Source organism: Serratia sp. HRI (assembly GCF_010119335.3).
Taxonomy (GTDB): domain Bacteria; phylum Pseudomonadota; class Gammaproteobacteria; order Enterobacterales; family Enterobacteriaceae; genus Serratia; species Serratia nevei.
Map to the genome: position 1 here is coordinate 681,475 of NZ_CP083690.1, position 25,526 is coordinate 707,000.

A 25,526-nucleotide genomic window follows, 5' to 3' on the forward strand; every position below is an offset into this window, starting at 1 on the left:
TCAGGCTGAGATGGCAATAAAACGCCAGGCACGCTCTGCAGCCGACCGGCAACCGCAGAACGCGCCCGAAAACGGTGGGCTTAAGACGGATTATCTGACGACCATCACCGAAATATTGGCATGGCGAACGATAGCGGCAGCGTTAGACCCCAGCAGATAGGTTTTCACGCTCGGGCGGCGCGAACCGATGATGATCAGATCGGCGTCGATCTCTTCCGCCAGCTCCAGCGCCTGATCGCGCGCAGAGCCGAAGCTGACGGTGTAATTGAGGCGTTCCAACGGCAGATCGATTTCCGACATGATTTTCTTCAGCTTCTCGACCGCCTTCACTTCCGCCTGATTCTCAAATTCCTTGAGACCGAACGAATAGGCAGTAACAAAAGCCGAGGCATCCGGCAGCGCATGGAAGAAATGCACTTTAGCGCCGGACATCTTCGCCAAATATTCCACATGCTTCAGCGCATGTTCGGTCAACAGGTCCTCTTCAATATCGATCGGCACCAAAATAGTCTTGTACATATTACGTCCTTTCTATGTAAACCGGGTGCCTACAGAATACTGCCGCGCACGGGCGCGGTGAATCGCTTTATCACGCTTTTGTGATCGGGGGTAAATACTGATAAGGATAGTTCTTAATTTAACAAAATATAAACATCACACCGATAACGGATAGGCGCTTAATTATTTAGCACTCGAGATTAAATCAGCTGCAAATAAACCGCTTTGGCGGTGGCGGCGGTCTTATTAGCGACAGAAAGTTTTTTAATCGAGTTGCCGATATGGAAATTGACCGTACGCTCGCTCACCCCCATCAACAGCGCGATCTCTTCCGCCGTTTTCCCTTCGCTGCACCAGCGTAAGATGTCTTTTTCGCGCAGCGTCAGCACATCTTTTATCGCGTCGTCGTTCACCGAGATCAAGGCTTCACGCAGCGTTTTATGGGCAGTTTGCGCCAGCCAAAGGAAAAAAGTTTCATTTACTGCGCGCGCTTGCGGCGTTTGCTCGGGTAGCGCTTTACCGGCAAATGTCAGGATCCCCAGCCGGCCATAACAATCCTTAACCGACTGCGACCAGCCGGCGCACAGGCCGAATTGCGCCATATACCGCCAAAGCGTCGGCCGCTCGTGATAAAAGCTTTCGTCCCACTGGAACTGCAGCGTGGAATGGTGAGCGCGCTCAATAACCGGATCCTGCAAATACACCCGCTGCCGCCGGTAATCCTCGAGATAGTTCGCTGAAAAATTCCCTTCGATCAGCATCTTGGGGCGGCTGGCCGGATAACAGGAAAACACGATGTAGGAGAAATAATCAAACCCCAACGCCTCGGCGCAGGGCTCCAGCTGCGTCAGAAAGCATTCGCGATCGGCCAGGCTGCCAATTACCTCCGCCATGAGCCGTTGAGTGCGGGTATCCATAACGCAGGTTCTCCAGATAGCGATGCCGATTTATCGATAGGTCAGACTCACTATAGAATATCGTCGCCCGGCGCCAGTAGCCGTTTCATATAATAAAAAATACCAACGCTATAACGAAAACAGCTATTCCCTTTAAAATAAGCCTTTTTATTGCACCGAACAGGAAAACTACGCGAATAGCATAATCGCCTCGGCACGTAAACCTGTCATTTCTACCGTTAGACAGCCAGGACACCGCCAATTACTTTCCAGACAGGCACCCAGTGCCGCCGTAAATCCAAAGAGATAATAAGCATTTGCGAATTTCGCATGGCATACAGTGACGGGGATTTTCTATGGCAGAAAGTAATGCGGCAATTCAATCGGCTGCGATTATCGGCGCGGGAACGATGGGCAGAGGCATCGCTTATCTTTTCGCGCAAAAAGGCATTCGCACGGTGCTTTATAATCGCAACGGCAATACCCTCAATCAGGCTCGCGACTATATCGAGCTAGACCTGAACAAGAAAGTCGAACAGGGTAAGATCGCGCTGCAGGATAAAGGCGCGGTGTTGGCCAATCTGGTGTTCACCTCGGTATTTGAGACCATTGCCGACAGCGAGCTGGTGATAGAAACCATCGCCGAGCAAGAGCAAACCAAACTTGAGGTGCTGGCGGCCATAGCCGCGGCAGTCAAGCCCGACACGCTGATCGCCACCAATACCTCCTCACTGTCGCTGAATAAGCTGGCAACCGCGGTGACGCACAGCGAGCGGTTTATCGGTTTGCACTTTTTTAACCCCGCGCCGCTGATGAAACTGATTGAAATCATCCCGGCCTACTTTACCGCACACGCCACCACGGAGCGTTGCCGTCAACTGGTGACCGCGTTGGGGAAACGCGATGTTGTCTGCCAGGCCACGCCGGGGTTTATCGTCAACCGCATGGCCCGCCCCTACTACCTGGAAGGGTTCCGCCTATTGGAAGAACACGTGGCGCGCGCGCCGCAGATCGACCGTGCCCTCAAGGCCGGCGGGCACTTTCGTATGGGGCCGCTCGAGCTGACCGATTTTATCGGCCAGGACATCAACTATCAGGTCAGTCGGCAAATCTGGCAGGACATGCAATACGACGCGCGCTATACCCCCGGCCACCTGCAGCGTTCGCTGGTCGATGCCGGTCTATTGGGAAAAAAGAACGGCCGCTCCTATTTTGCCGTCGAAGAAAACGCCCCGCCGGTGATGGCCGCCACCGATGCAGACATTGAGACGCTGCACGTTTACGGCGAACACCCTTTTTTTACCCTGTTACAACAACGTGCCGCGCTTCAGTGGCCACAGCTGCGCGTGGAACAACGGCCGGCATTACCGGGCCTGGGGCCGGCCGTCCGGATCAATGACGCTTTCACCGTCAGCATCACCGATGGCCGCACGGCAAACCAGCTGGCCGAGCAGACGGCGGCGGATGCCTTTGTGGTCGATGTCGCCCTGAATTACGCCGACACGGCGTATCTGGTGGCAGCGCACAGCCGCCACGCCTCTGCAGCCAATAAAGCGCTGTTCTTACGCCTGCTGCACACGGCAATCCCGCAGGTTGAATTTATCAAGGATTCCCCGGCGCTGATCGTCGCCCGCGTCCTCAGCAGCCTAATCAACGAGTCGGTGATCATGGTGGAAAGCGGCGTCTGCAGCCGGGAAGACATCGATGTCGCCGCCGTCGCCGGCGTTAACTACGCCGACGGCATTTTCGGCTGGCTAGATAGCCTGGGGGAGAAAAACGTCAGGACGACGCTGAGCAACCTGGCGCAGCTGCTGCACGCAGCACGCTATGCGCCGCATTACACCCTTCTGCACGCCGCGCAACCGGCGCTGACGACCACGCCTTAAGGATTAATGATGAGCATTCAAGATGACGGCGTTTATCTGATCGACGGCACGCGCACGGCGATCGGCGCCTATGGTGGCAGCCTGGCGCATACCCGCCCCGACGACATGGCGGCAACGATCATTCGCAGTCTGCTGCAGCGCCATCCGGCGGCGGAAGCGAGCCTGGACGAAGTGGTTCTGGGCTGCGCCAACCAGGCCGGCGAGGACAACCGCAATGTCGCCCGCATGGCGGCGCTGCTTGCCGGACTGGATCCGTCGGTGCCGGCCATCACCCTCAACCGCCTTTGCGCCTCCGGGTTGGATGCCGTGATCTACGCCGCGGCAAAAATCCGCAGCGGCCTTAGCGAACTGATTCTGGCCGGCGGCGTGGAAAGCATGAGCCGCGCGCCCTATGTGCTGAGCAAGAGCGAAACGCCATTCGATAAGGGGGTAAAGCTGTACGACACCACGCTGGGATGGCGCTTTGTTAATCCGCGGCTGGCGGAGCGCTACGGCAGCGATCCGCTCGGCATCACGGCGGAAAACGTGGCTCAACGGCAGCATATCTCACGCGAGGAACAGGATCTGTTCGCGCTGGCCTCGCAGCAGAAGGCTCGCCGGGCGATCGACAGCGGCCGGCTGGCGCGGGAAATCACGCCCGTAGACGTGCCGGCGGATCGTAAAACGACCCGCACATTCGCGCAGGACGAGTTTCCCCGGCTCAGCACGCTGCAACAGTTGCAGACGCTGAAACCGGCGTTCTCCGCCGGCGGTACAGTCACGGCAGGCAACGCTTCCGGCATCAACGACGGCGCCGCCGTGCTGCTGCTGGCTTCCGGGCGCTACGTGAAGCGTCAGGGGTGGCAACCTCTGGCGGAGATCGGCGACAGCGCGGCCGCCGGGGTTGAACCTGCGCTGATGGGGCTGGGGCCGATCGCCTCCACCGAGCGGTTACTGCAGCGCGGCGGGTTCACCTTAAACGACTTCGACATCATCGAGATTAACGAAGCGTTCGCCTCACAGGTCCTGGCGGCGCTGAAACACTGGCGTATCGACGCCAACGACGCGCGGGTTAACCCGAACGGCGGCGCCATCGCGCTCGGTCATCCGTTGGGGATGTCCGGTGCGCGCCTGGTGCTGTCGGCGGCGCTGGAATTACGCGACCGACAGGCGAGCAACGCATTGGTGACGATGTGCGTCGGCGTCGGCCAGGGTCTGTCACTAAACCTTAAAGCCGTTTAACACAAGGAATATGCTATGAGCGTACTGAACATTCTTGAAGAAAAGCTGGCGGAAACCAAAAAACAGGGGCGTTTTCGCGAGTTCCTCAACCTTGAACGCGGCGTACAGGACAAACCCTGGGCCACCAGCCACGGACAGCAAGGTGAGCGCCGTCTCAACGTCTGGTGCTCGAACGACTATCTGGCGATGAGCCACCACCCCAAAGTGCTGCTGGCCACCACCGAAGCGGTTAACCGGGTCGGGTTGGGCACCTGCGGCGCCCGCAGCATTTCCGGCACCTCGGTCTACCACAGCGAACTGGAAACGCTGCTGGCCAGCGCTTACGGCAAAGAATCGGCTCTGCTGTTCACTACCGGTTTCGGCGCCAACGACGCCACCTTGTCCACCCTGTGTGACGCCATTCCCGATCTGATCGTATTCTCCGACGAGCTGAATCACGCCTCGATGATTTACGGTATCCGCTACAGCAAGGCGGAGAAAAAGATCTTCCGCCACAACGATGTGGCACACCTCGCCGAGCTGCTGCAGGCCGCCGATCCGGCGCGGCCAAAGCTGATCGCCTTCGAGTCGCTGTATTCCATGGACGGTGACTTCGCTCCCTTGGCACAGATCGTGGCGCTGGCGGAACAGTATCAGGCGCTGACCTATCTCGACGAGATCCACTCCGCCGGCGTCTATGGCGAACGGGGGCTGGGTTACGCCGAACAGCTGGGCCTGCTGGATAAAATCACCATTATTCAGGGCGGTTTCGGCAAGTCTTACGGTGCGGCGGGCGGCTATATCGCCGCACCCCGCTCGGTGGTGGAGGCGGTGCGCAGCTGGGCCCCAGCATTCGTCTTCAGCACCTCGTCACCGGCGCCGGTGGTGGCCGCCGCGCTGGCCAGTTTTAAATACAACCTCGAGCATGACACCCAGCGCAAGCACCTGCTGGCGATCGTCGATCATCTGAAAACCGGCCTGCGCGCCGCCGGCATTCCGCTGGTGTCGGCCGACAGCCATATCCTGCCGCTGCGGGTCGGCGATCCGCACCGCAACAAACACATCAGCAAAGTACTGCTCGATGAGCATGATATTTACGTGCAGCCGGTCAATGCGCCGACGGTGCCCGCAGGCAGCGAGCGGCTGCGGGTAACGCCAACCTCGGCGCACTCCCATGCCGACGTGGAGACGTTCCTGGCGGCGCTGGGACGGGTCTGGGCGGTGAACGATCTGCGGAGGGCAGGATGAAGTTAGCGGATTATAACGGCCATCTGGTCACGCTCTGTCTAATGGCAACCGGTACGTTCGCCATCGGCACCGACGCCTTTATCGTGGCCGGCGTGCTCAGTGACATTTCCGATACCTTTGCCGTCAGCCCCGCGCAAGCGGGGCAGTTGATATCGGTATTCGCGCTGGCTTATATGCTGTTCGCGCCACTGACCGCCTGGCTGCTCGGCAACGTCAACCGCAAGCATATCCTGCAGTTGGCGCTGGTACTGTTCATCGCCGGCAATCTGGCCTGCGCCTGGGCCACCAGCTACCTGCAGATCTCGTTCGGCAGAGTGCTGGCCGCATTGGGAGCGGCCTGTTACACGCCGCAGGCCGCCGCCGCCGCCGTGGGGCTGGTGGCGGAAAAACGCCGCGGCCTGGCCATTTCCATCGTCTATGGGGGCATGACGTTGGCTATTGCGCTCGGTATTCCATTCGGTACCTTTCTCGCCAAACTGATCGGCTGGCGTGAGATATTCCTGTTCATCGCCCTGTTGGGGGCAATTGCGCTGCTGGGCCTGTCGCTGGCGCTGCGCGCCATTGCGCCACCGGGCAAGCATTCGCTGAAAGAGCGGCTCGCCCCGCTGCGGCAAAAGGCGGTGCTGACTACGCTGCTGATCACCTTTTTTGCCGTTTGCTCGGAACACATCGTCTATAGCTACGTCAGCGTCTTGCTGAAAAACACCCAGTTCGGCCCGCAGGCGATTCTGCCCCTCGCGCTGCTGGTGTTCGGTATTGGCGCGGTGATCGGCAATTTTGCCTCCGGTGCGTTAACCGATGCCCTCGGCAGCAAGTTTGTGCTGCTGTTTTCCGTGGCGCTCCAGACGCTGTCCCTGTTTCTGCTGGCCTTTTATGTCACTTCCCCCTGGTGGGTACTGGCCATCTTCCTGGTCTGGGGCATTACCGGCTGGATGTATCTGGTGCCGATCCAACATCACCTGTTGTCGCTGTCGAAACGCTTTGGCGCGCTGACCGTGTCGCTCAACAGCTCGGTGCTGTACGCCGGCATCGCGGCGGGCGGCATGCTGGGCGGCCTGACGCTCTACGCGCTGCCGGCCCATTACCTGCCGCTGTTTTCGCTGCCGCTCGGCGCCATCGCCCTGCTGCTGACGCTGCTGTTTTTCCGGGGAGAGACCAACAATGAATGAAGCCCTTCCGGTGCTTTATGAGCGCCATGGCGAGCAGGTTGCGATCATCACCCTCAATCGGCCGGAAAAAAAGAACGCCATCAACCTGCAGATGGCCGAGCTGATCCGCACCTACCTGCGGCAGGCAGATAACGATGACTCGGTGCACGCGATCGTCCTGGCCGGTCAACCGGCGGTATTTTCCGCCGGCATGGATATCAACGCCTTTCATCAGGGTGAACTGCCCATCGTCACGCCGGAGGGGTTTGGCGGGCTGATCCATGCGCAGATCGCCAAGGTGATCATCGCCGCCGTTGATGGCATCGCTTACGGAGGTGGCTTTGAGCTCGCTCTGGCCTGCGATCTGATCGTCGCCGGCCAGGGCGCACGCTTCAGCTTCCCCGAAACCGGGCTCGGATTGGTCGCCGCACAAGGCGGGTGCGCGCGCTTGCCGGCGCGAGTTTCTCCCTATGTCGCGCTCGACTGGCTGCTGACCGGCAGAATCGTCGATGCGCAGGAGGCGTTATCACACGGCGCCATTTCCCGTATCAGCGAGGGGACGGCCCGGGAAGAAGCACTGCGCATCGCCGAACAGATCGCCGGAAAAGATCTTGCCGCCAGCCAAACGGTTAAGGCCATCGTGCGCCAGGGGCTGGCACGGCAGGAAGCCCCCTCATTCGCTTTTCAACAAGGCCCGGTCGAGCGCCTGCGTCAGGCTGCCGCCCGCCGATAATACCCCTGCCGGTTCGCCTGAACCGGCATTTCCGCTTTTCCGCCACAGCTCATTTTACGCAGCCCGCCTCTCGGCGCTGGGCTACACTGCCGGTAGCCCTAATGCGCTGATAAGGAAAAACAATGCGCCCTTTGCCTCTGCTGACCCCCAGGCTGATCCTGCGCCCGTTCACGGCCGACGATCTGCCCCACTTTACCGCCTACCGCAGCCACCCCGACGTGGCGCGCTATCAAAGCTGGAGCGACTACGGCGCCGCCGATGCGCAGGCCTTTTTCGAACGGCAGCGGCGGCTCGAGTTCAACCGTGAAGACAGCTGGTTTCAACTGGCGGTCGAGCGCCGCGAAGACGGCGCGTTGCTCGGCGATGTCGCGGTGCATTTTTTCGATGCGGGGCGCCAGGCTGAACTGGGCGTGACCTGCGCGCCCAGCCATCAGCGGCAAGGGATGGCGCACGAGGCGCTGAACGCCGTCATCGCCCTGCTGTTCGGGCCGCTGGCGAAGCACCGCATTACCGCGGTGGTGGACGCCCGTAATCTTGGCGCCGCCGCGCTGTTCGGCAAGCTGGGTTTTCGGCGCGAGGCCCATTGGCGGCAAAACGTGTTTTTTAAAGGCGCGTGGGGCGACGAATTCGGTTTCGCTCTGCTGCAAAGCGAATGGCGGGAGAATGCAAAGCATGGCGCTGCTGAATAAATACCTTGGGCAATACCAGTTCTCGGAGCGGCATGCCATCACCATCGCCGCACCGCCGGCCCGGATACTGGCGGCCGTGGCCGCTTACGATCCCAAGCACGATCGCTTTTTCCGCAGCATGATAGCGCTGCGCGAATTGCCCGCACGGCTGATACCGCGCGATAAACCCAACCCACCGCCGTTTGGCCTGCATAACTTTTGCCTGCTTGAGCGGGATGAAACGGCGCTGGTCTATGGCCTGATCGGCCGCTTTTGGCAGGCCGAATACGGTCTGGAGGACGTCGCCGACGGGCCGGGGTTTCTGGCCTTCGCTCAGCCCGGCGTAGCCAAACTGGCGTTGGGTTACGTCGTGACCCCTTTGCCGAGCGGCCACTGCCGCCTGGTAACGGAAACGCGCATCTTCTGCCCCGACGACGCCAGCCGACGGCGGTTCACCCCCTACTGGTATACTATTCGCCTGGTCAGCGGGCTGATACGCCGCCGTATGTTGCGCGACATCAGGACCGCCAGCGAGGCCACTGCGCATAATCATTCATAGTATGAATACATTTAGGAGCATTCTCAGGGTATGCCTCAAGCAATAAGGTTATTTATTAACCATTAAAAGATGCATTGAGAAGCCATTAGCCCCGCCCCCCATGCGGGGCTTTTTTCATCTAGTCACCGTTCAAACCGGGAAATACCTGCATAAACAGGAAGGTGCAAGGCTTGCGCTGATGCTGATTGATCTGTGGCACCAGCCGGGTGAAATGCTCGGTCTGACAATGCACATCCAGGGCGGCACGATCCGGCCAGCTTTCGATAAAAATAAAATGCCCGGGGTCCTGCTGGTCGATGCACAGTTCATAACTGATGCACAGCGGTTCTTGACGGGTTTTCTCCACCAGCTCGCGATACCATGGCATAACGGTTTCAATATGTTCCGGGTGGATAAAGTCTTCAGCGATGACCTTCAGCATGTTGCGCTCCTGCATTCTGTTTTGCCGTGCCTCACCTTAGCGTCCTCACTCCCGAGATGAAAGCACCCTGCTCCAGGCCTATCGCCGGGTTGCCAATTCGGTGATAGCGCACACAGATCTCGATCAAAGCGCTTGAACCTACCCTGACCCTGTGTGAACTTCCGGTTAACAAAAAAGCAACACACCATTTACCATGGTGATGTCTGCACCAACCTGCCGACCCGATACGCGGCGTTTTTTTGCCCTCAAAGGCCTGACCATTAGTCCTTTAGACCTTTAAGGATCGCGAAGAGAAACCGTGGTTACCGTCGTGTTGAGGGCAACGGCATCAGGACGGTCCTGTGACCGACGCTTGTCATTCTCAGAAGAGAGGTTAACGCCAGTGAATCACACCACCTATGCCGCTCCTGCGCTCAACGTCGCCATTGGCAAAACCTGGCGCAGGCTGGTGCCATTGATGTTCGCCATGTACTTTGTCGCCTTTATCGACAGGGTTAACGTCGGCTTTGCCAAGGACGCGATGGCTATCGATATCGCGCTGTCCCAATCCGCCTTTGCGCTCGGCGCGGGGATATTTTTTGCCGCCTATGCGCTGTTCGGCATCCCGGCCAACCTGCTGATGAACCGCTGGGGCGCCAAACGCTGGCTCAGCGCCACCACTGCGCTGTGGGGGGCGCTGTCGGCCTGCACCGGGCTGGTGACCAACGAACAACTGTTTATCGTCCTGCGGTTTCTGCTGGGGATCGCCGAGGCCGGGTTTTACCCCGGCATCCTGCTGCTCGCGTCGATCTATTTTCCCAATAAGGTGCGCGCCTCGGTCATTGGCATTTTCGTGCTCGGCGTGCCGGCGGCCCTGACGCTCGGCTCCCCGCTGTCGGGGGCATTGCTGGAGATGCACGGCGTGCTGGGTAAGCCCGGCTGGTTCTGGATGTTCGTGCTGGAAGGGTTGCCGGCCGTCGCCCTCGGCGTCTTCGCCTTTTTCTATCTCGACGATAGCCCGCAGCAGGCCCGCTTTCTGACTGAGGAAGAACGCACGGCGCTGGTCGCACAGTTGGCCGCCGAACAGCAGCAGACCGAAACCAGCAGCGTCAAAGCAGCGTTGAGAAACGGCAAAGTTTGGCATCTGGCGTTGATCTACGGCACCCTGCAGATCGGCGTGTACGGCCTGATGTTTTTCCTGCCTTCGCAGGTCGCCTCGCTGATGGGCACCCATCTCGGCTTCAAGGCCTCGCTGGTGGCCGCCATTCCCTGGGCGTTATCTGCGCTGGGCGTCTATTTCCTGCCGCGCTTTGCCGACAGAAACACCGCCAGAAGACTACCGATCGCCGTTGCCTGCATGGTCGCGGCGGCGCTGGGGCTGGTGGTTTCTTCCTATGCCGGTCCTTTGCTCGCTATCGTCGCACTGAGCTGTTGTGCAGTCAGTTTCCTGGCGGTACAGCCGATTTTCTGGACGTTTCCCGCTCAGGTGCTCACCGGCCCGGCACTGGCGGCCGGCATCGGCTTTTGCACCACGCTCGGCGCGGCGTTCAGCTTTTTAGCCCCGCTTATCCGCACCGAGGCGGAACAGCGTTTTCACAGCCCGCACGCCGGGCCGCTGGTGCTGGCCGCCTTTGCACTGCTGTGCGCCGCGCTGTTGTGGGCGCTCAAAAACCGGCGCACCGACGTGAGCAAGCAAGATGCAAAGATTGCCGGATAGCGGCGCGTTATTTAGCCATTATTGAACCTGCGGATGGGACACTGGCATTCAGCCCCCTCGCCCACAGGTGTTAAATGGATGAATTGACGCATATTATCGCCAAATACACCCCGGAGCCGGAGATGTTGCTGCTGCTGATTTTCCTGTTTGCGCTGGGTAAATCCGTGATCTTCGTTTCCTCCGTCCTGCCGCCCGCCTCGGTCACGCTGCTGATGGGCATCGTTGCGGGCAAGCACGCGCTGCCCGTCAGCGCCGTTTGGGCGGCCATCACCCTCGGGGCCGCGCTGGGATCGATCTTGTCGTTCCACTGCGGCGCACTGCTATGCCGCCGCGATCTTGGCAGCCGGCTACCGGCGCGTTTTCATGCGCCGCTGCACAAAGCCCAGCGCGCCCTGCAAAAGCGCGGGTTGCCATTGCTGTTCGCCTCGCGTTTTCTGGCGGTAATGCGCTATACCGTACCGCTGGTGGCCGGCATGCTGAAGCTGCCGCTGGGGCGCGTCTATGCCACCGCCGCACTCTCGGCCGCCGCCTGGGCGCTGATCTTGATGTCGGCTGCGCATTTATTCCCCGCATCTTGACCTGAAAGATTCTTGGGCAAATGATCGGCTCATGCGCCGACGTTGCGCCAGCGCACAGCCTCTCTTGCCGTATAAACTGCCGTGCAACACCGCAGTTTGCGCCAGATCACCTTTCTGAACATCAGTCGAAAAATGCGAATTTTTTTGCAAAAAGCGCGCTTAAAACGGCGCAATGAGGAAACAAGCAGAGAAAAACCTCGGCGTAACACGCTGATTTGGTTGGTGGGTCGTACAGGGTTCGAACCTGTGACCCATTGATTAAGCGTCAACGGCTCTGCCGACTGAGCTAACGACCCAACGAGATAAACTGTCCTCCTCGTCAGTGCTGCCGTCAAACGCTTCCACTCATTACTTTTTCTCATGCGAGCTTTGCAACCCTTTGTTTAATCAAAGAGATAAGCCGCATAAGGTCTGTTAATCCCACCTTTTGAAGAGTAATCTTCCGCTCCCTGAACGTCCGATTTGCCTCCTCCGTGTAAAGATTGATCGACTTTTATCCCGCGTATAAATGTTGTAAACATGTTGCACAAAGGTGGCGTTATTGCACTACCTTACTAAAGCCGGGCCAACCGGATAAATGTATAAAAAAGAGCCACTTCAGAGCTCGCGACTTCACTAATGACAGGTAAAACAGGACATCATCAGATGGTAGATCACTCTAAAATAGCAACTGACGCGACGCCCGCTTCAGAAGATCATCTACGGCGAAACCTCACTAACCGACATATTCAACTGATCGCCATCGGCGGCGCCATCGGCACCGGTCTGTTTATGGGCTCAGGTAAAACCATCAGCCTGGCCGGCCCGTCGATCATCTTCGTGTACATGATCATCGGCTTTATGCTGTTCTTCGTGATGCGCGCCATGGGCGAGCTGCTGCTGTCCAATCTGGAATACAAATCGTTCAGCGATTTCGCTGCGGATCTGCTCGGCCCGTGGGCCGGTTTCTTCACCGGCTGGACCTACTGGTTCTGCTGGGTGGTCACCGGCATCGCCGACGTCGTGGCGATTACCGCCTACGCCCAGTTCTGGTTCCCCGGGCTGTCGCAATGGATCGCTTCGCTGCTGTGCGTACTGTTGCTGCTCGGCCTTAACCTGGCGACCGTGAAGATGTTCGGCGAAATGGAATTCTGGTTTGCAATGATCAAAATCGTCGCCATCGTCGGGCTGATCGTCGCCGGGCTGGTGATGATCGCCATGCAGTTCCAGTCGCCGACCGGCACCGTGGCCTCATTCACCCATCTGTGGAATGACGGCGGCATGTTCCCGAAAGGCATCAGCGGCTTCTTCGCCGGCTTCCAGATTGCGGTATTCGCCTTCGTCGGCATTGAGCTGGTGGGCACCACCGCCGCAGAAACCAAGGATCCGGAGAAATCGCTGCCGCGCGCCATCAACTCGATTCCGATCCGCATCATCATGTTCTATGTGTTCGCCCTGATCGTCATCATGTCGGTCACGCCGTGGAACTCCGTGGTGCCGGACAAGAGCCCGTTCGTTGAACTGTTCGTGCTGATCGGCCTGCCTGCCGCGGCCAGCGTGATCAACTTCGTGGTGCTGACCTCCGCCGCCTCCTCCGCCAACAGCGGCGTGTTCTCCACCAGCCGCATGCTGTTCGGGCTGGCGCAGGAAGGCGACGCGCCAAAATCGTTCGCCAATCTGTCCAAGCGCGCGGTGCCGGCCAACGGCCTCACCTTCTCCTGCATCTGCCTGCTGGGTGGCGTGGTGCTGATTTACCTGATCCCGAACGTGATGACGGTCTTCACCCTGGTGACCACCGTATCGGCGATTCTGTTCATGTTCGTCTGGACCATCATCCTGTGCTCGTATCTGGTCTACCGTAAACAGCGCCCGGCGCTGCACCAGAAATCGATCTACAAGATGCCGGCCGGCAAACTGATGTGCTGGGTGTGCATGGCGTTCTTCGTGTTCGTGCTGGTGCTGCTGTCGCTGCGCGAAGACACCCGCCAGGCGTTGATCGTCACCCCGCTGTGGTTCATCGTGCTCGGCCTGTCTTACGTGTTCCTGCGCAAGAAGAAAGCCGCATGATGCAAAAAGGGGCGGATATCTCCGCCCCTTTCTTCTTTCTGTGCCTCTGCACTAATCCGCTTCCGTCGCCACCGCCGCTTTATCCTTGCGCCGCACGCGCAGCTCGCTGACCACCACCCCAATCACGATCAAGGCGCCCCCCAATAACGCCACGCCCGGCAAACGCTCGCCGGCCAATCGCCCGACGATGCCCGCCCAGACCGGTTCGCCGGCGTAAATCACCGTGGCCCGCGTCGGCGAAACGCTGCGCTGCGCCCAGTTCATGGTCAGCTGAATCAAGGCGCTGGCCAGCCCCAGTCCAATGGCGCTGTACAGCAGGTAATCCGAATACGGCGGCGGCGACTCGCCGGTCGGCGCCATCATCAAAAATGAGGTCAGCGAGGCGGTCGCCAGCTGCACGATGGTCACCCGGCGGATATTGACCTTACCGGCGAAGGCGCCGATCAGAATGATCTCTGCCGCCATCCCCAGGGTGCCGGCCAGCGTCAGAATTTCGCCGAGGCTCAGCGTCATGTCGGTGCTGCTCGGCGCCGCCAGCAGCATCAGGCCGGTAAAGGCCAACAGAATGCCGACCCACGACATGATGCCGGGGAACCGCCCCAGCACCAGCCACTGCAACAGTGGCACGATCGGCACGTACATGGCGGTGATAAACGCCGACTGGCTGCTGGTGATGGTCTGCAGGCCGACGGTTTGCATGCTGTAACCAAACATAATCGCCAGCCCAATCAGCCCGCCCGCCTTCAGTTCATACAGGGTCAGGCCGCGCAGCACGCGCAGCGAAAACAGGGTCAGCGCCAGCGTGGCGGTGGCGAAACGCAGGCCGACGAAAAAGAACGGCCCGCTGACCTGCATCGCGTGATGCACCGCCAAAAAGGTGCCGCCCCAGATCATGGTGATGAAAATCAACACCGCTTCCGGTAGCCTGATTTGTGGAACCACGGCGGAAATAAAGGATTTTTTTGCTGCTGACACCGGCTTGCCCTTCCTGCTGAGTGCAATATAATGCACAGATCCTGCCAGTATGAGATAAAGTCCGGCGATGAGCAATACGGCGCATAACGCAAAAACCGATCCCCCCAAGGTGCTGCAGTACCTGAGCAGCAACCTGCGCGGCTACCGCCAACAGGCGGGCCTGAGCCAAATGGCGCTGGCCGAGCTTTCCGGCGTCAGCCGCCGCATGTTGGCGGGCATCGAGGCCGGCGATCGCAACGTCAGCCTGGCGGTGCTCGACAAGATCGCCGCCGCCCTGGCGATTTCCTTTACCGATCTGATCCAGGCGCCGGAGGCGCGCGGCAGCCATATGGTCAGGGAATTGGCCTGGCAAGGCGCGCAGCCGGGCAGCCAGGCGCTGTTCGCCGCCAGCGTACCGGCGCGGCAGCGGGCCGAGCTGTGGGAATGGACGCTGATGCCGGGCGAGCGCTATGACTCTGCGCCGGACGCCGAAGGCTGGAGCGAAATGATTTACGTGATTGCCGGTATCCTGACGCTGGAGCTGGAACAAGATACGCTGACGCTCACCGCCGGCGCCGTGCAAACCTTCAACAGCGATCAGCGCTACGCTTACGCCAACCACGGCGACCTGCCCCTGCGCTTTATCCGCAACGTCGCCTTCTGACCGCCCGCCGGCCCACACCGGCGGCGGATGTCGTGTCGCTGTCGTGCCGCTGTCGTGGCGCCGCCACCCCGCTCGCCCTACACTGAATGACAGTGACAGCGAACTCAGGAGTGCACCATGCAAAAGTACCGCATCAGGCCATTACGTCTGGAAAAAGGTTGGTCGCAGGAGCAGCTGGCGACGATCGCCGGCCTCAGCACCCGCACCGTCCAGCGGATTGAAAACGGTGAACAGGCCAGCCTGGAAACCTTGACCGCGATCGCTGCCGCGCTGGGCGTGCAGGTCAGCGATCTCAATGCGCAGCCGCAACAGGCAATGGAGGAAGAGACGCCTGACGAACAGCACATTCGTCGCCAGGTCGCGGCAGAAGGCAAACTGCTGAGCATGGCGGTGCGTTTCGCCGTGATTGGCGTGATGTTGTTCGCCATCAATTGGTTTACCCACCCGCAATATCTCTGGTCGCTGTGGGCGATCGGCGGCATGAGCCTCGCGCTGGTCATGCGGGCGGTGCGTACCCTGCTGCTGCGCAATGTCTTCAGCCGCTGGCAGGAACAGCGGCTGGCGCACAAGCTGCGGCGCTTGCCCTGAATCCGTCATTCGACAAAACCAAATTCGTCATTCGCTTCTATGCTTATCAAGGGTTTTTGTTAATCATCTGAGCGGGAGTACGGAACATGACGAAAGTGTTGGTGCTTTATTACTCAATGTACGGCCATATCGAACACCTGGCGCAGGCGGTGGCCGAAGGCGCGAATCGGGTTAACGGCGTGGACGTGACGATTAAACGCGTGCCGGAAACCATGACGCCGGAGGCCTTTGCCAAAGCAGGGGGCAAACAACATCAGCAGGCGCCGGTCGCCAGCCCGCAGGAGCTGGCGGACTATGACGGCATTATCTTCGGCACGCCGACCCGCTTCGGCAATATGGCCGGGCAGATGCGCACCTTCCTCGATCAGACCGGCGGCCTGTGGGCTTCCGGCGCGTTGTACGGCAAGGTAGGCAGCGTCTTCTCTTCCACCGGCACCGGCGGCGGCCAGGAACACACCATCAGTTCCACCTGGACCACGCTGGCGCACCACGGTTTCATCATCGTGCCGATCGGCTATGCCACGCCAGAGCTGTTTGACGTTTCGCAGGTACGCGGCGGCACCCCGTATGGCGCCACCACCATCGCCGGCGCCGACGGTTCGCGGCAACCGAGCAACGAAGAGTTGACCATTGCCCGCTATCAGGGCGAGCACGTGGCAAAAATCACCGCCAAGCTGAAAAGTTAAGCACCCTCCTGCGCCTGTGATTCAAAGGGTCGCGCATTCGCACGGCCCCATCTTGTTGCCGACCCGCCGCAAGGTTAGAATGCCCCTCCCCCGGCCATTCAGCGTCTGAAGGCCAGGCCCGAATTCGTTCTGCCCGTCGCTCGTCAGCCTTAGGCGCGAGGACGGGCGTTCTGTTTTTTGCGCACAGCGAAGGGAATAAGTCAGTGTCTAAAGATTTTGATGAACTAATAAGAGACATGGATCTTATTATTGAAAATGTAGACAGCTTCAAGGCTCTGGCTCCGCGCGCGCCCGAGCCGGCTCCGGCCCCGCCGCCGCCGGTTCATCACTACGACTCGTTCTGCGAGAACATCGCGCTGAAAGTGGTCTTGAAGGTGCTGCTGTCTTCGGTGGACAAGATAGTCAAAGTGCAAATCGCCAACAAGGTCGAGCAAGAGATCGCCCAGATTGAACAGCAGGTGGTGCGCGCCGGCGGCGGCCCGGTATCGCCGGACGATCTGGCGCAAATGACGCACTATGTGCGCCGCACGGTCAACGACCTGCTGGAATAACGTCTCCCCGGCAGGCTCACCGGCCATACTTATTCGGCGATATGAATTTTTACGCTATTTTTATATCGCCTGCTTTATGCTTGATACACTTCAATAAATTGACACATTGTCGGCAGGCATTCCGAGCAACAGCATGGTCAAAACCAAACAAATCCTGGTCGTCATTCATCTTTGCAGCTTTTTGGTCCTTCTTTACAGCCTTTCGATGATCCCGCCCCTGCTGATGGGCCTGTTGTATAAAGAAAAAAGCGCCTTCTCATTCTTCTATACCCTGGTGGTGGCCGCCACGCTCGGCGGATTGGGCTGGTTCAGCACCCGCCAGTCGAAAGTGCAGTTGCGCACTCAGGACGGCTTTCTGATCATCGTGATGTTTTGGCTGCTGTTTTCCGCGATCAGCGCCCTGCCGCTGTGGCTGGATGATACGCTGAACGTCCGGCTGGTCGACGCGATGTTTGAGGGGGTCTCCGGCATCACCACCACCGGCGCCTCGGTGCTGAATGACGTCTCGAACGTGCCCAAATCATTCCTCTACTACCGTTCCCAGCTCAATTTTATCGGCGGCCTCGGGGTTATCGTGTTGGCGGTGGCCGTGCTGCCGCTGCTGGGCATCGGCGGCGCCAAACTTTACCAGTCGGAAATGCCCGGCCCGTTCAAGGAGGAACGCCTGACGCCACGCCTGGCCGATACCTCGAAAAACCTGTGGTTGATCTACCTTGGGCTGGGATTAGCCTGCACCGTCGCCTTTCGTCTGGCGGGCATGCCGTGGTTCGATGCGTTATGCCACGGCATTTCCACCGTTTCGCTCGGCGGATTTTCCACCCGCAACGAAAGCCTGGGGTACTACGACAGTTCGGCGGTGGAAATGGTCGGCGGCATTTTCTCTATTCTGGCGGCGGTGAACTTCACGCTCTATTTCGTGGCCGTCGGCCGCCGCAGCCTGAAACCGCTGTACCGCAGCCCCGAGCTGCGCTTTTTCCTGTTGATACTGGCCATCGTCGTGGCGATCGTGTGTATCGAGCTGTACCGTTCAGGCATGTACGGCGTCAAAGACGCCTTCGTGCACGGCTTTTTCCTCACCAGCTCGATGATGACCGACAACGGCCTGGCGATTGCCGATTACACCCGGATCCCGTCCCATACCATCATGCTGCTGCTGGCGGCGAGTTTCTTCGGCGGCTGCGTCGGCTCCACCTGCGGCGGCATTAAAGCACTGCGTTTTTTGATCATGTACAAGCAAAGTCGGCTCGAGATCAACCAACTGGTGCATCCCAACGCCATGTATACCATCAAGGTCGGCAATGCACCGATCCAGGATCGAACGCTGCGCTCCGTCTGGAGTTTCTTCTTCCTCTACGTACTGTTCACCTGCCTGTTTATCTGGCTGCTGAATCTGATGGGCTATGATCTGGTCACCGCCTTCGCCACCGTCGCCGCCTGCATCAACAATATGGGGCTGGGGTACGGAGAAACCGCCGCCGGTTTCGGCACGCTGAACGATGCGGCGAAATGGCTGATGTGCGCCGCCATGCTGCTCGGCCGCCTCGAGATCTATCCGATGCTGATCCTTTGTTCACGCGCATTTTGGCGTTTTTGATCGGCCAAGCGGCGTGTAGGGCGCCGTTCCGCTCTGCCAACGCCGACACATTCACAACATGAATATGTTGCATTGTTGTATTCGTTTCACTGCGATAAGTTTAATTCACTGTAGATATATACAGTATTTTTTAACTTATTGAGGATATGAATATGCGCTTTAACAACAAGATGTTGGCCCTGGCCGCCCTGCTGTTCGCCGTACAGGCGTCGGCCGACACGCTCGAATCCATCGACAACTGCGCGGTCGGCTGCCCGACCGGCGGCAGCAGCAACGTGTCGATCGTGCGTCATGCTTATACGTTGAACAACAACAGCACCACCAAATTCGCCAACTGGGTAGCCTATCACATCACCAAAGACACGCCGGCCAGTGGCAAGACGCGCAACTGGAAAACCGACCCGGCGCTCAATCCGGCGGATACCCTGGCGCCCGCCGATTACACCGGCGCCAATGCGGCGTTGAAGGTCGATCGCGGTCATCAGGCGCCGCTGGCCTCGCTGGCGGGCGTTTCCGACTGGGAATCGCTGAACTACCTGTCCAACATCACGCCGCAAAAGTCCGATCTGAACCAGGGCGCCTGGGCGCGGCTGGAAGATCAGGAACGCAAGCTGATCGATCGCGCCGATATCTCCTCAGTCTATACCGTGACCGGGCCGCTGTATGAGCGCGATATGGGCAAACTGCCGGGCACCCAGAAAGCGCACACCATCCCCAGCGCCTACTGGAAGGTGATTTTCATCAACAACAGCCCGGCGGTGAACCACTATGCCGCCTTCCTGTTCGATCAAAACACGCCGAAGGGCGCCGATTTCTGCCAATTCCGCGTGACGGTGGACGAGATCGAGAAGCGTACCGGCCTGATCATCTGGGCCGGTCTGCCGGACGACGTACAGGCCTCGCTGAAGAGCAAACCCGGCGTCCTGCCGGAGTTGATGGGCTGCAAAAACTGACGAATAAACCCGCCTCGGCGGGTTTATTTTTCATCCGGGCGCCGGCGGTTTATTCCGTCAGCGCCTTTTGCGCGGCGGCCAACTCACGCTGCCGGGGCGACGCCACCGCGTGATCGCGCGCCAGCAGCGTATACACCGTCGGCAGCACAAACAGGGTGAACAACGTGCCCACCAGCATGCCGGACACGATCACCAATCCCAGACCGAAGCGGCTGGCAGCCCCTGCGCCGCTGGCGAACAGCAGCGGGATCAAGCCGAACACCATCGCCCCGGTGGTCATCAGCACCGGCCGCAGGCGAATTTGCGCCGCCTGCAAAATCGCGGCACGCCGCGTCAACCCCTGATGCATCTGCAGTTCGTTGGCAAACTCCACCATCAGAATACCGTGCTTGCTAATCAGCCCGATCAGGGTCACCAGCCCGACCTGGGTATAAATATTCATCGTGGCGTAACCCAGCGCCAGCGGCAATAAGGCGCCGCAGATCGACAGCGGCACGGTGATGAGGATGATCAGCGGATCCTTCAGGCTCTCATACTGCGCCGCCAGCACCAGGTAGATGATCACCAACGCCGCCAGGAACGCGAATGCCAGCGCGCTGCCTTCCTGGGTATATTGGCGCGAATCCCCCTGCCAGTCGTGGCTAAATTCGGCCGGCAGCGCATTGGCCTGCCGTTCGAGGAAGGCCACCGCTTCGCCCATCGAAACGCCAGGCGCGGGGATGGCCTGCAGGGTGGCGGCGTTCTGTTGGTTAAACTGGGTCAGCTTGTTCGGCTCGACCTTAACGGCCACCGACACCACGGTGGAGAGCGGCACCAGCGTATTGTCCTGCGTGCGAACGTACTGCCGCGCCAGCGCCTGCGGCGTCAGCCGCTGTTCACGCAGGCTCTGCGGGATCACGTCATAGGCGCGCCCGTCCATGCCGAAGCGGTTGAGGTAGTTTTCTCCCACCAGCACCGCCAGCGATTCGCCGATATCGCTCATGCGTATCCCGAGGCTGTTGGCCTTGGCGCGGTCGATATGCACCTCCGCCAGCGGGTTGTTGTAGTCCAGATCGCTGTCCACTACCATAAACAGGCCGCTGTTTCTGGCGTTTTGCTTCACCTCTTCCAGGGTGCGATACAGCTGCGGGTAGTCCTGCGGCGTGCGCAGCACCATCTGCACCGGCAGCCCGCCGGTGGAGCCCGGCAGCGCGGGCAGTTGGAAGGCGAAAATGCTGGTGCCTTCGACGTCGTTCACCGCCCGCTGCAGATCGGCCTGCACCGCTGACGCCGAGCGCTGGCGCGCCTGCCACAGCGTCAGGTTGATGCCGCCGATGCCGGACGCGGTGCCGTCGCTGCCGTTGATGATCCAGCGGCTTTCGGTTTCCGGCATGCGGTTGTAAACCTCGTCCAGCTTGTACGCAAAACGCTCGACATAGTTCAGGTTGGCGTGCTGTGGCGCCTTGATGGCGGTCAGTACGATGGCCTGATCCTCGGTCGGCGCCAGCTCGCGCTGCGGCATCAGGTACAGCAGCGGCAGGCTGATCATCACCAGCAGCGCCAGCGCGCCGGTCACCCAACGGTGGTGCAGCGAGAAATCCAGCGCGCGCGCATAGCGCCGCGTCAGGCCGCCGAAGAACCACTCGGCAGCGCGCGCCACGCGCCCTTCGCTCTGTTTGGCAGGCAGTAGAAGATAACTCATTACCGGCGACAGCGTCAGCGCCACCACGCCGGACACTACCACCGCGCCGGCCAGCGTCAGCGCGAACTCGCGAAACAGCGCGCCGGTCAGCCCGCCCATCAGGCCGATCGGCGCGTAGACCGCCGCCAGCGTCAGGGTCATGGCGATCACTGGCCCCGCCACTTCGCGCGCGCCGATCATCGCCGCCGCCAGCGGCGTTTTCCCCTCTTCGATATGGCGATGCACGTTCTCCACCACCACGATGGCGTCGTCCACCACCAGACCGATCGCCAAAACCATCGCCAGCAGCGTCAGCAAATTGACGCTGAAGCCGAAGGCCAGCATCAGCCCGGCGGCGCCAAGGATCGACAGCGGAATGGTCACCACCGGGATCAGCACGGTGCGCAGCGATCCCAGACACAGGTAGATCACCGCTACCACGATCGCCAGCGCTTCGAGCAGGGTATGCACCACTTCATCGATCGAGGCCTGGATAAAGCGTGCGGTTTCGAACGCCAGCGCCATCTTCACGCCCGGCGGCTGCATCTTGTCAATTGCCGGCATCAGGTGACGAATGCCGTCGACGATCACCAGCGGGTTGCCGGTCGGCGTGGGGAAGACGCCGAGAAACACCGCCGGTTCGCCATCCATCAGCGCGCTGGTTTCCGTGGCTGCGGCGCCCAGCTCCACGGTGCCGACGTCTTTCAGGCGCACCAGGCCGTTGCCGTCGTTGCGCACCACCAGATTGCGGAACTCCTCCACGCTGGTGAGATCGGTATTCACCCGCACGTTGGCAACCACATACTGCCCTTTCACCTTGCCCGGCGCCGCCTGGTAGTTGTTGCGCCGCACCGCGTCGGCCACGTCGGCGGCGGTCAGGCCGCGGCCGGCCAGCCGATCGCTGTCCAGCCACAGGCGCATCGCCATTTTTTGCCCGCCGAACACTTCCACCTTGGCGACGCCGTCGATAGTGGTGAACATCGGCTCCACCACCCGCGTCAGGTATTCGCTCAGCGCCGGCGTGGACAGCGTTTTACTGGAAAAGCCGACATAGGCGACGGCGGTAGCTTCACCGGCGGAGCGCTCAATCACCGGATCGTAAGCCTGCTCTGGCAGCTTGTAGCGCACCTGGTTGACCTTGGCCATCACTTCGGTCAACGCCTGGGTCGAGTCGCGGTTCAGCGCCATGCGCACCGTCACCACGCTGCGCCCCTGCACCGACGAGGATGAAAGGTAGTCAACGCCCTCGACGGACGACACCGCCTGGGCGATCGGCTGCGTGACAAAGCCCTGCATCAGCTCGGACGACGCACCGGGATAGTCGGTGCTGATGGTGATGGTGGAGTTTTCCAACAGCGGGTATTGACGGATCGGCAGTTGGCTGAGCGCCAGCGCGCCGAACAGCAGGATCAGGGTGCTGACCACCAGCGCCAGCACCGGCCGGCGCACGAACAGATCGGTAAATGTCATCGGTCTCTCCTCAAGAACCGGCCTGGGCGGCGTTCAACGTATCCTGCGCCACCGGCTCGGCCGCCATGCCATCGCTCAGCTTGAGCTGGCCCGAGGTCACCACCCGATCGCCTTCCTGCAGGCCGCTGACGATCTCGACACGCCCGTCGTTGCGCTCACCCACGGCGACCGAAACGCGTTTGACCGTCATGCCCTTTTCACCCTGCTGCGCCAGGAACACGGTATCGCCGTAGGCCGTGTAGGTCAGCGCCGTTTCCGGCACCGTCAACACCGCCACGCGCTGCTGCTGCGTGACGCGAATGCCGGCGTACATTCCGGCCTTCAGCACCCCCTGGCGGTTGGTCAACGTCGCCTGCACCTGCACGGTGCGGGATTTGCCGATCATCGGGTCGATAGCGGTAATGGCGGCGGGGAAAGCGCGATCGGGATACGCCCCAACCTGCACCGACACCGCCTGCCCCAGCGCCAGCCCGGCGCCGCTTTGTTCGTCCAGCGAGAAATTGACGCGCAGCGTATCGGCGTCCACCAGGTTCGCCACCGCGTCGGCGGCGTTGAGGTATTGCCCTTCATGCACGCGGCGAATGCCGATGGTGCCGGCGAACGGCGCGCGGATCGCCTTTTGCGCGATTTTGGCCTGCGTTTCCTGCACCGCACCGAGCGCCATATCCCGTTCGGCCAGCGCATCGTCCAGCTGTTGCCGCGCGGTGGCGTTGAGGTTCATCAGCTTGCGCATGCGCGCCAACAGCAGATCGGCATTGCGCAATTGCGCCTGCAGGCGCACCAGCTCAGCCTGCTCGACCGCATCGTTGAGCTGCACCAGCAGCTGTCCCTGCCGCACCGTTTGGCCGGATTCGAACAGAATGCGCGTGATGCGGCCGCTGGTCTCCGCCGCCACTGCCACCTGGCTGGCCGCCTCCAGCTCGCCCACGCCGGCGTAACTGCGCGCCGCCTGTTCACGTAGGGCGGGCGCCAGCGCCACTTTCACCGGCGGATAGGCCGGCGCGCCTTCGTTTTGCCGCGCGGTGGATCGCATCGCAACGGCAGCGATGGCGAGCGCCGCCAGCAGCGCGGCAATAATGAGGTATCGTTTCATCATGTAACGGTTTCTTCCTGATTTTACAGCCAAAGCCATCCTTCCCGCGACGCAGCGCAGGCAGGTGACGAGAGATGCCGGTTGCCAAGCCCGGCTGGCTGCACTATAAAACCTCAGGTTAACTTGAGGTCAAGCTGAGGAACGTGGAATGGCAAGAAATGAACCGATTGACACCTATCGGCTTTTGACCGTGGGGGAAGTGGCGAAGCGCAGCGGCGTGGCGGTATCCGCGCTGCACTTTTACGAAAGCAAGGGGCTGATTCAGGCAACGCGCAACGCCGGTAACCAGCGCCGCTACACGCCGGTGGTGTTGCGCTACATCGCGGTGATCAAGATCGCGCAAAGCGCGGGCATTCCGCTGGAGGAGATCCGCGCCACGCTGGGCCGCTTTCCCACCGGCAGCAAGCTGACCGCCGAACAATGGGGAATTTTGTCCTCCGCCTGGCGCAAAACCCTGGATGAGCGCATTCAGCGGCTGACGGTGCTGCGCGACTATCTCGACAGCTGCATCGGCTGCGGCTGCCTGTCGCTCACCGACTGCCCGCTGCGCAACCCAAACGATATTTGGGGCCAACAGGGTGCCGGCGCGCATATTTTCGAACGCCCGACGGAACACCGGTGAGCGAAGCAGGTTGCGCACCGGTTATTCCGAGCCCGAGCCTCTCAGGGATAGATGATGTTCAACGTGGCCGAGGTGTTGATTTCCCCCTGTGTGACGCCATCGCGCTGATAAGGGTAATAATAAGCCCCCATGCCGATGATGAAGTGACTGTTCAGGCTGCCGCCGGCGGCGACGTGAAACAGTGAGGTGGCGCTGCCGCGATCGACGTTGGAAGGCGACAGTACCACCGGTGAACTCGGCATGTCGCGCTTGACCAGGCGCAGCCCCACCCCTTGCGCCCCGCTCGCATTGGCATTGGTCAACACGCTGGCGTCGGAGGCCAGCAGGTTATTGCTGGACAGGAACATCTCAACGGCGCGATCGGCGATGCCTTCCTGCTGCATGTTCTGGCAGCTGATGTTCAGCGAGAACGGCGTGTAGCCGGGTTGGTTGTTACTCAGCACCTGCGCCACGCCCATTTTGGGCAATCTGACCGTCAGGCCGGCGTTGTCAAAACGGCAGGTGGTGGTTTTCGGCGCGTACTTGATGTTCATCGGCTGGCCATACATATCGCGATCCTCATAAGGCCAATTGCCGGTAAGCAACCAAGTGAGCAGTTTCCCCACCTGCTCCAGCAGCCAAAACGGTAACTCCAGTATGCCGATGCCGGTCACATCACTCACCATTAAAGCATCATCGAGCATCAGTGTATCGCCCGGTACCACCCGCCCATCCTTAGGCTTTTGCACCAGAGAATAACGAATGGTCATCGGGGAATTTAATTCTGAAGCAGAGTGTTCCCCTCGCCCCCTCAACGTTCTGTCACTTATCTTGTGGGTGATTTCTGCGCGGACCCACTGTTGGCCATCGTTAAAACCGAAAATAGCGGCCTGCGAGTCTTTCGTCGGAAGTTTGATGGTGTAGGAAAAGTTGCTTTTGGACTTGCTGCAGTTAAAGGTGCCGGTGTACTGGGTATTGTATTGCGCCTCCCATACCGGCGTATTGGCGCTCAGCTTATCGGAGAGATCGACGAAAATCGGCGACGCAAACTCCACCCCTTTGCCATAGCAGGAAGCATAGCTATAGCCGCTGAACAGCCCAGACAGCAGCAGCAAAAAAATCAGCCTGATCATAG

24 protein-coding genes and 1 tRNA gene are annotated in these 25,526 nt (G+C 60.2%); 17 read left to right on the forward strand and 8 right to left on the reverse strand.

What is annotated here, in order from left to right:
• Positions 1-90: 90 nt before the first annotated feature.
• Both GF111_RS03415 and GF111_RS03420 read right to left on the reverse strand, forming a co-directional pair.
• Complete coding sequence (locus tag GF111_RS03415; RefSeq protein WP_038875339.1) at positions 91-519, reverse strand: universal stress protein; 429 nt, start codon at positions 517-519, stop codon at positions 91-93.
• Between the two features lie 179 nt (positions 520-698).
• Entirely contained in the window at positions 699-1,415 is a 717-nt protein-coding gene (locus GF111_RS03420) for a LuxR family transcriptional regulator (RefSeq protein ID WP_038875336.1), read from the reverse strand.
• 335 nt (positions 1,416-1,750) lie between these two features.
• Between GF111_RS03420 and GF111_RS03425 the strand changes: the two genes are divergently transcribed.
• The 7 genes from GF111_RS03425 (at position 1,751) to GF111_RS03455 (ending at position 8,836) form a co-directional block, all read left to right on the forward strand.
• Positions 1,751-3,280 carry a 3-hydroxyacyl-CoA dehydrogenase NAD-binding domain-containing protein gene (locus GF111_RS03425; protein ID WP_094461128.1) on the forward strand — a complete coding sequence of 510 codons (1,530 nt, stop codon included), beginning with the start codon at positions 1,751-1,753 and terminating at the stop codon, positions 3,278-3,280.
• Positions 3,281-3,289: 9 nt separating this feature from the next.
• Complete coding sequence (locus GF111_RS03430; protein WP_038875331.1) at positions 3,290-4,501, forward strand: acetyl-CoA C-acyltransferase; 1,212 nt, start codon at positions 3,290-3,292, stop codon at positions 4,499-4,501.
• A gap of 15 nt (positions 4,502-4,516) precedes the next feature.
• Complete coding sequence (gene hemA / locus GF111_RS03435; RefSeq protein ID WP_038875328.1) at positions 4,517-5,728, forward strand: 5-aminolevulinate synthase; 1,212 nt, start codon at positions 4,517-4,519, stop codon at positions 5,726-5,728.
• Positions 5,725-6,897, forward strand: a complete 1,173-nt coding sequence (locus tag GF111_RS03440; protein ID WP_038875325.1) for an MFS transporter — start codon at positions 5,725-5,727, stop codon at positions 6,895-6,897. The genes hemA and GF111_RS03440 overlap by 4 nt, the downstream gene beginning before the upstream one ends.
• Positions 6,890-7,609 carry an enoyl-CoA hydratase/isomerase family protein gene (locus tag GF111_RS03445; RefSeq protein ID WP_147191269.1) on the forward strand — a complete coding sequence of 240 codons (720 nt, stop codon included), beginning with the start codon at positions 6,890-6,892 and terminating at the stop codon, positions 7,607-7,609. Before GF111_RS03440 ends, GF111_RS03445 begins: the two co-directional genes overlap by 8 nt.
• 122 nt (positions 7,610-7,731) lie before the next feature.
• The gene (locus tag GF111_RS03450; protein WP_038875320.1) at positions 7,732-8,298 is read left to right on the forward strand and encodes a GNAT family N-acetyltransferase; all 567 of its coding nucleotides are present in this window, start codon (positions 7,732-7,734) and stop codon (positions 8,296-8,298) included.
• On the forward strand, positions 8,282-8,836 hold the full coding sequence (locus GF111_RS03455; RefSeq protein WP_038875318.1) for a hypothetical protein: 555 nt from the start codon (positions 8,282-8,284) through the stop codon (positions 8,834-8,836). Before GF111_RS03450 ends, GF111_RS03455 begins: the two co-directional genes overlap by 17 nt.
• 118 nt (positions 8,837-8,954) lie before the next feature.
• Here the strand turns inward: GF111_RS03455 and GF111_RS03460 are convergent, their stop codons facing one another.
• Positions 8,955-9,257 (reverse strand): putative quinol monooxygenase, encoded by a 303-nt coding sequence (locus tag GF111_RS03460; protein ID WP_047730753.1) that lies wholly within the window; start codon positions 9,255-9,257, stop codon positions 8,955-8,957.
• Between the two features lie 382 nt (positions 9,258-9,639).
• Here GF111_RS03460 and GF111_RS03465 point away from each other — a divergent pair, with 382 nt between their 5' ends.
• Both GF111_RS03465 and GF111_RS03470 read left to right on the forward strand, forming a co-directional pair.
• A complete protein-coding gene (locus GF111_RS03465) occupies positions 9,640-10,953 on the forward strand; it encodes an MFS transporter (RefSeq protein ID WP_147191267.1) in 1,314 nt (437 codons plus the stop codon).
• A gap of 74 nt (positions 10,954-11,027) precedes the next feature.
• On the forward strand, positions 11,028-11,531 hold the full coding sequence (locus GF111_RS03470) for a DedA family protein (RefSeq protein WP_055317304.1): 504 nt from the start codon (positions 11,028-11,030) through the stop codon (positions 11,529-11,531).
• Between the two features lie 220 nt (positions 11,532-11,751).
• On the opposite strand, the gene GF111_RS03475 is transcribed toward GF111_RS03470, so the two are convergent.
• A tRNA-Lys gene (locus GF111_RS03475) sits at positions 11,752-11,827 on the reverse strand.
• A gap of 349 nt (positions 11,828-12,176) precedes the next feature.
• On the opposite strand from GF111_RS03475, the gene cycA reads away from it, so the two are divergent.
• Positions 12,177-13,577: a D-serine/D-alanine/glycine transporter gene (cycA, locus tag GF111_RS03480; RefSeq protein ID WP_094461133.1), complete on the forward strand. Its 1,401-nt coding sequence runs from the start codon at positions 12,177-12,179 to the stop codon at positions 13,575-13,577.
• A 51-nt stretch (positions 13,578-13,628) separates the two neighbouring features.
• Here cycA and GF111_RS03485 read toward each other — a convergent pair whose 3' ends face one another.
• Positions 13,629-14,552: a DMT family transporter gene (locus GF111_RS03485; protein ID WP_047727875.1), complete on the reverse strand. Its 924-nt coding sequence runs from the start codon at positions 14,550-14,552 to the stop codon at positions 13,629-13,631.
• Between the two features lie 67 nt (positions 14,553-14,619).
• On the opposite strand from GF111_RS03485, the gene GF111_RS03490 reads away from it, so the two are divergent.
• From GF111_RS03490 to GF111_RS03515, 6 genes are all read left to right on the forward strand, one after another.
• Complete coding sequence (locus GF111_RS03490) at positions 14,620-15,195, forward strand: helix-turn-helix domain-containing protein (RefSeq protein WP_055312171.1); 576 nt, start codon at positions 14,620-14,622, stop codon at positions 15,193-15,195.
• Between the two features lie 117 nt (positions 15,196-15,312).
• Entirely contained in the window at positions 15,313-15,783 is a 471-nt protein-coding gene (locus GF111_RS03495; protein WP_055312172.1) for a helix-turn-helix domain-containing protein, read from the forward strand.
• 86 nt (positions 15,784-15,869) lie between these two features.
• Entirely contained in the window at positions 15,870-16,469 is a 600-nt protein-coding gene (gene wrbA, locus GF111_RS03500) for an NAD(P)H:quinone oxidoreductase (protein ID WP_049201633.1), read from the forward strand.
• A 236-nt stretch (positions 16,470-16,705) separates the two neighbouring features.
• Positions 16,706-17,020 (forward strand): hypothetical protein, encoded by a 315-nt coding sequence (locus GF111_RS03505; RefSeq protein ID WP_016928271.1) that lies wholly within the window; start codon positions 16,706-16,708, stop codon positions 17,018-17,020.
• Between the two features lie 133 nt (positions 17,021-17,153).
• A complete protein-coding gene (locus GF111_RS03510) occupies positions 17,154-18,614 on the forward strand; it encodes a TrkH family potassium uptake protein (protein ID WP_038875292.1) in 1,461 nt (486 codons plus the stop codon).
• A gap of 152 nt (positions 18,615-18,766) precedes the next feature.
• Positions 18,767-19,567, forward strand: coding sequence for a DNA/RNA non-specific endonuclease (locus tag GF111_RS03515; protein ID WP_038875289.1), 801 nt, complete (start codon positions 18,767-18,769; stop codon positions 19,565-19,567).
• 49 nt (positions 19,568-19,616) lie between these two features.
• Here the strand turns inward: GF111_RS03515 and GF111_RS03520 are convergent, their stop codons facing one another.
• Together GF111_RS03520 and GF111_RS03525 are read right to left on the reverse strand one after the other, a co-directional pair.
• Positions 19,617-22,697: a MexW/MexI family multidrug efflux RND transporter permease subunit gene (locus tag GF111_RS03520; protein ID WP_134267005.1), complete on the reverse strand. Its 3,081-nt coding sequence runs from the start codon at positions 22,695-22,697 to the stop codon at positions 19,617-19,619.
• Positions 22,698-22,707: 10 nt separating this feature from the next.
• On the reverse strand, positions 22,708-23,793 hold the full coding sequence (locus tag GF111_RS03525) for an efflux RND transporter periplasmic adaptor subunit (RefSeq protein ID WP_147191188.1): 1,086 nt from the start codon (positions 23,791-23,793) through the stop codon (positions 22,708-22,710).
• Positions 23,794-23,938: 145 nt separating this feature from the next.
• On the opposite strand from GF111_RS03525, the gene soxR reads away from it, so the two are divergent.
• On the forward strand, positions 23,939-24,412 hold the full coding sequence (gene soxR / locus GF111_RS03530; protein ID WP_038875279.1) for a redox-sensitive transcriptional activator SoxR: 474 nt from the start codon (positions 23,939-23,941) through the stop codon (positions 24,410-24,412).
• Between the two features lie 41 nt (positions 24,413-24,453).
• Here the strand turns inward: soxR and GF111_RS03535 are convergent, their stop codons facing one another.
• Complete coding sequence (locus GF111_RS03535) at positions 24,454-25,524, reverse strand: fimbrial protein (protein ID WP_060442468.1); 1,071 nt, start codon at positions 25,522-25,524, stop codon at positions 24,454-24,456.
• Positions 25,525-25,526 lie beyond the last annotated feature (2 nt).

What these genes read in the sequence shown, in the direction of transcription:
- GF111_RS03425 (WP_094461128.1), top strand. Translation starts at nt 1,751, where the DNA reads ATGGCAGAAAGTAATGCGGCAATTCAATCGGCTGCGATTATCGGCGCG.
- GF111_RS03470 (WP_055317304.1), top strand. Translation starts at nt 11,028, where the DNA reads ATGGATGAATTGACGCATATTATCGCCAAATACACCCCGGAGCCGGAG.
- soxR (WP_038875279.1), top strand. Translation starts at nt 23,939, where the DNA reads ATGGCAAGAAATGAACCGATTGACACCTATCGGCTTTTGACCGTGGGG.
- GF111_RS03535 (WP_060442468.1), bottom strand. Translation starts at nt 25,524, where the DNA reads ATGATCAGGCTGATTTTTTTGCTGCTGCTGTCTGGGCTGTTCAGCGGC.
- GF111_RS03510 (WP_038875292.1), top strand. Translation starts at nt 17,154, where the DNA reads ATGGTCAAAACCAAACAAATCCTGGTCGTCATTCATCTTTGCAGCTTT.
- hemA (WP_038875328.1), top strand. Translation starts at nt 4,517, where the DNA reads ATGAGCGTACTGAACATTCTTGAAGAAAAGCTGGCGGAAACCAAAAAA.
- GF111_RS03445 (WP_147191269.1), top strand. Translation starts at nt 6,890, where the DNA reads ATGAATGAAGCCCTTCCGGTGCTTTATGAGCGCCATGGCGAGCAGGTT.
- GF111_RS03525 (WP_147191188.1), bottom strand. Translation starts at nt 23,793, where the DNA reads ATGATGAAACGATACCTCATTATTGCCGCGCTGCTGGCGGCGCTCGCC.
- GF111_RS03450 (WP_038875320.1), top strand. Translation starts at nt 7,732, where the DNA reads ATGCGCCCTTTGCCTCTGCTGACCCCCAGGCTGATCCTGCGCCCGTTC.
- GF111_RS03415 (WP_038875339.1), bottom strand. Translation starts at nt 519, where the DNA reads ATGTACAAGACTATTTTGGTGCCGATCGATATTGAAGAGGACCTGTTG.
- GF111_RS03490 (WP_055312171.1), top strand. Translation starts at nt 14,620, where the DNA reads ATGAGCAATACGGCGCATAACGCAAAAACCGATCCCCCCAAGGTGCTG.
- GF111_RS03505 (WP_016928271.1), top strand. Translation starts at nt 16,706, where the DNA reads ATGGATCTTATTATTGAAAATGTAGACAGCTTCAAGGCTCTGGCTCCG.
- GF111_RS03495 (WP_055312172.1), top strand. Translation starts at nt 15,313, where the DNA reads ATGCAAAAGTACCGCATCAGGCCATTACGTCTGGAAAAAGGTTGGTCG.
- GF111_RS03430 (WP_038875331.1), top strand. Translation starts at nt 3,290, where the DNA reads ATGAGCATTCAAGATGACGGCGTTTATCTGATCGACGGCACGCGCACG.
- GF111_RS03440 (WP_038875325.1), top strand. Translation starts at nt 5,725, where the DNA reads ATGAAGTTAGCGGATTATAACGGCCATCTGGTCACGCTCTGTCTAATG.
- GF111_RS03420 (WP_038875336.1), bottom strand. Translation starts at nt 1,415, where the DNA reads ATGGATACCCGCACTCAACGGCTCATGGCGGAGGTAATTGGCAGCCTG.
- GF111_RS03515 (WP_038875289.1), top strand. Translation starts at nt 18,767, where the DNA reads ATGCGCTTTAACAACAAGATGTTGGCCCTGGCCGCCCTGCTGTTCGCC.
- wrbA (WP_049201633.1), top strand. Translation starts at nt 15,870, where the DNA reads ATGACGAAAGTGTTGGTGCTTTATTACTCAATGTACGGCCATATCGAA.
- GF111_RS03455 (WP_038875318.1), top strand. Translation starts at nt 8,282, where the DNA reads ATGGCGCTGCTGAATAAATACCTTGGGCAATACCAGTTCTCGGAGCGG.
- cycA (WP_094461133.1), top strand. Translation starts at nt 12,177, where the DNA reads ATGGTAGATCACTCTAAAATAGCAACTGACGCGACGCCCGCTTCAGAA.
- GF111_RS03460 (WP_047730753.1), bottom strand. Translation starts at nt 9,257, where the DNA reads ATGCTGAAGGTCATCGCTGAAGACTTTATCCACCCGGAACATATTGAA.
- GF111_RS03520 (WP_134267005.1), bottom strand. Translation starts at nt 22,697, where the DNA reads ATGACATTTACCGATCTGTTCGTGCGCCGGCCGGTGCTGGCGCTGGTG.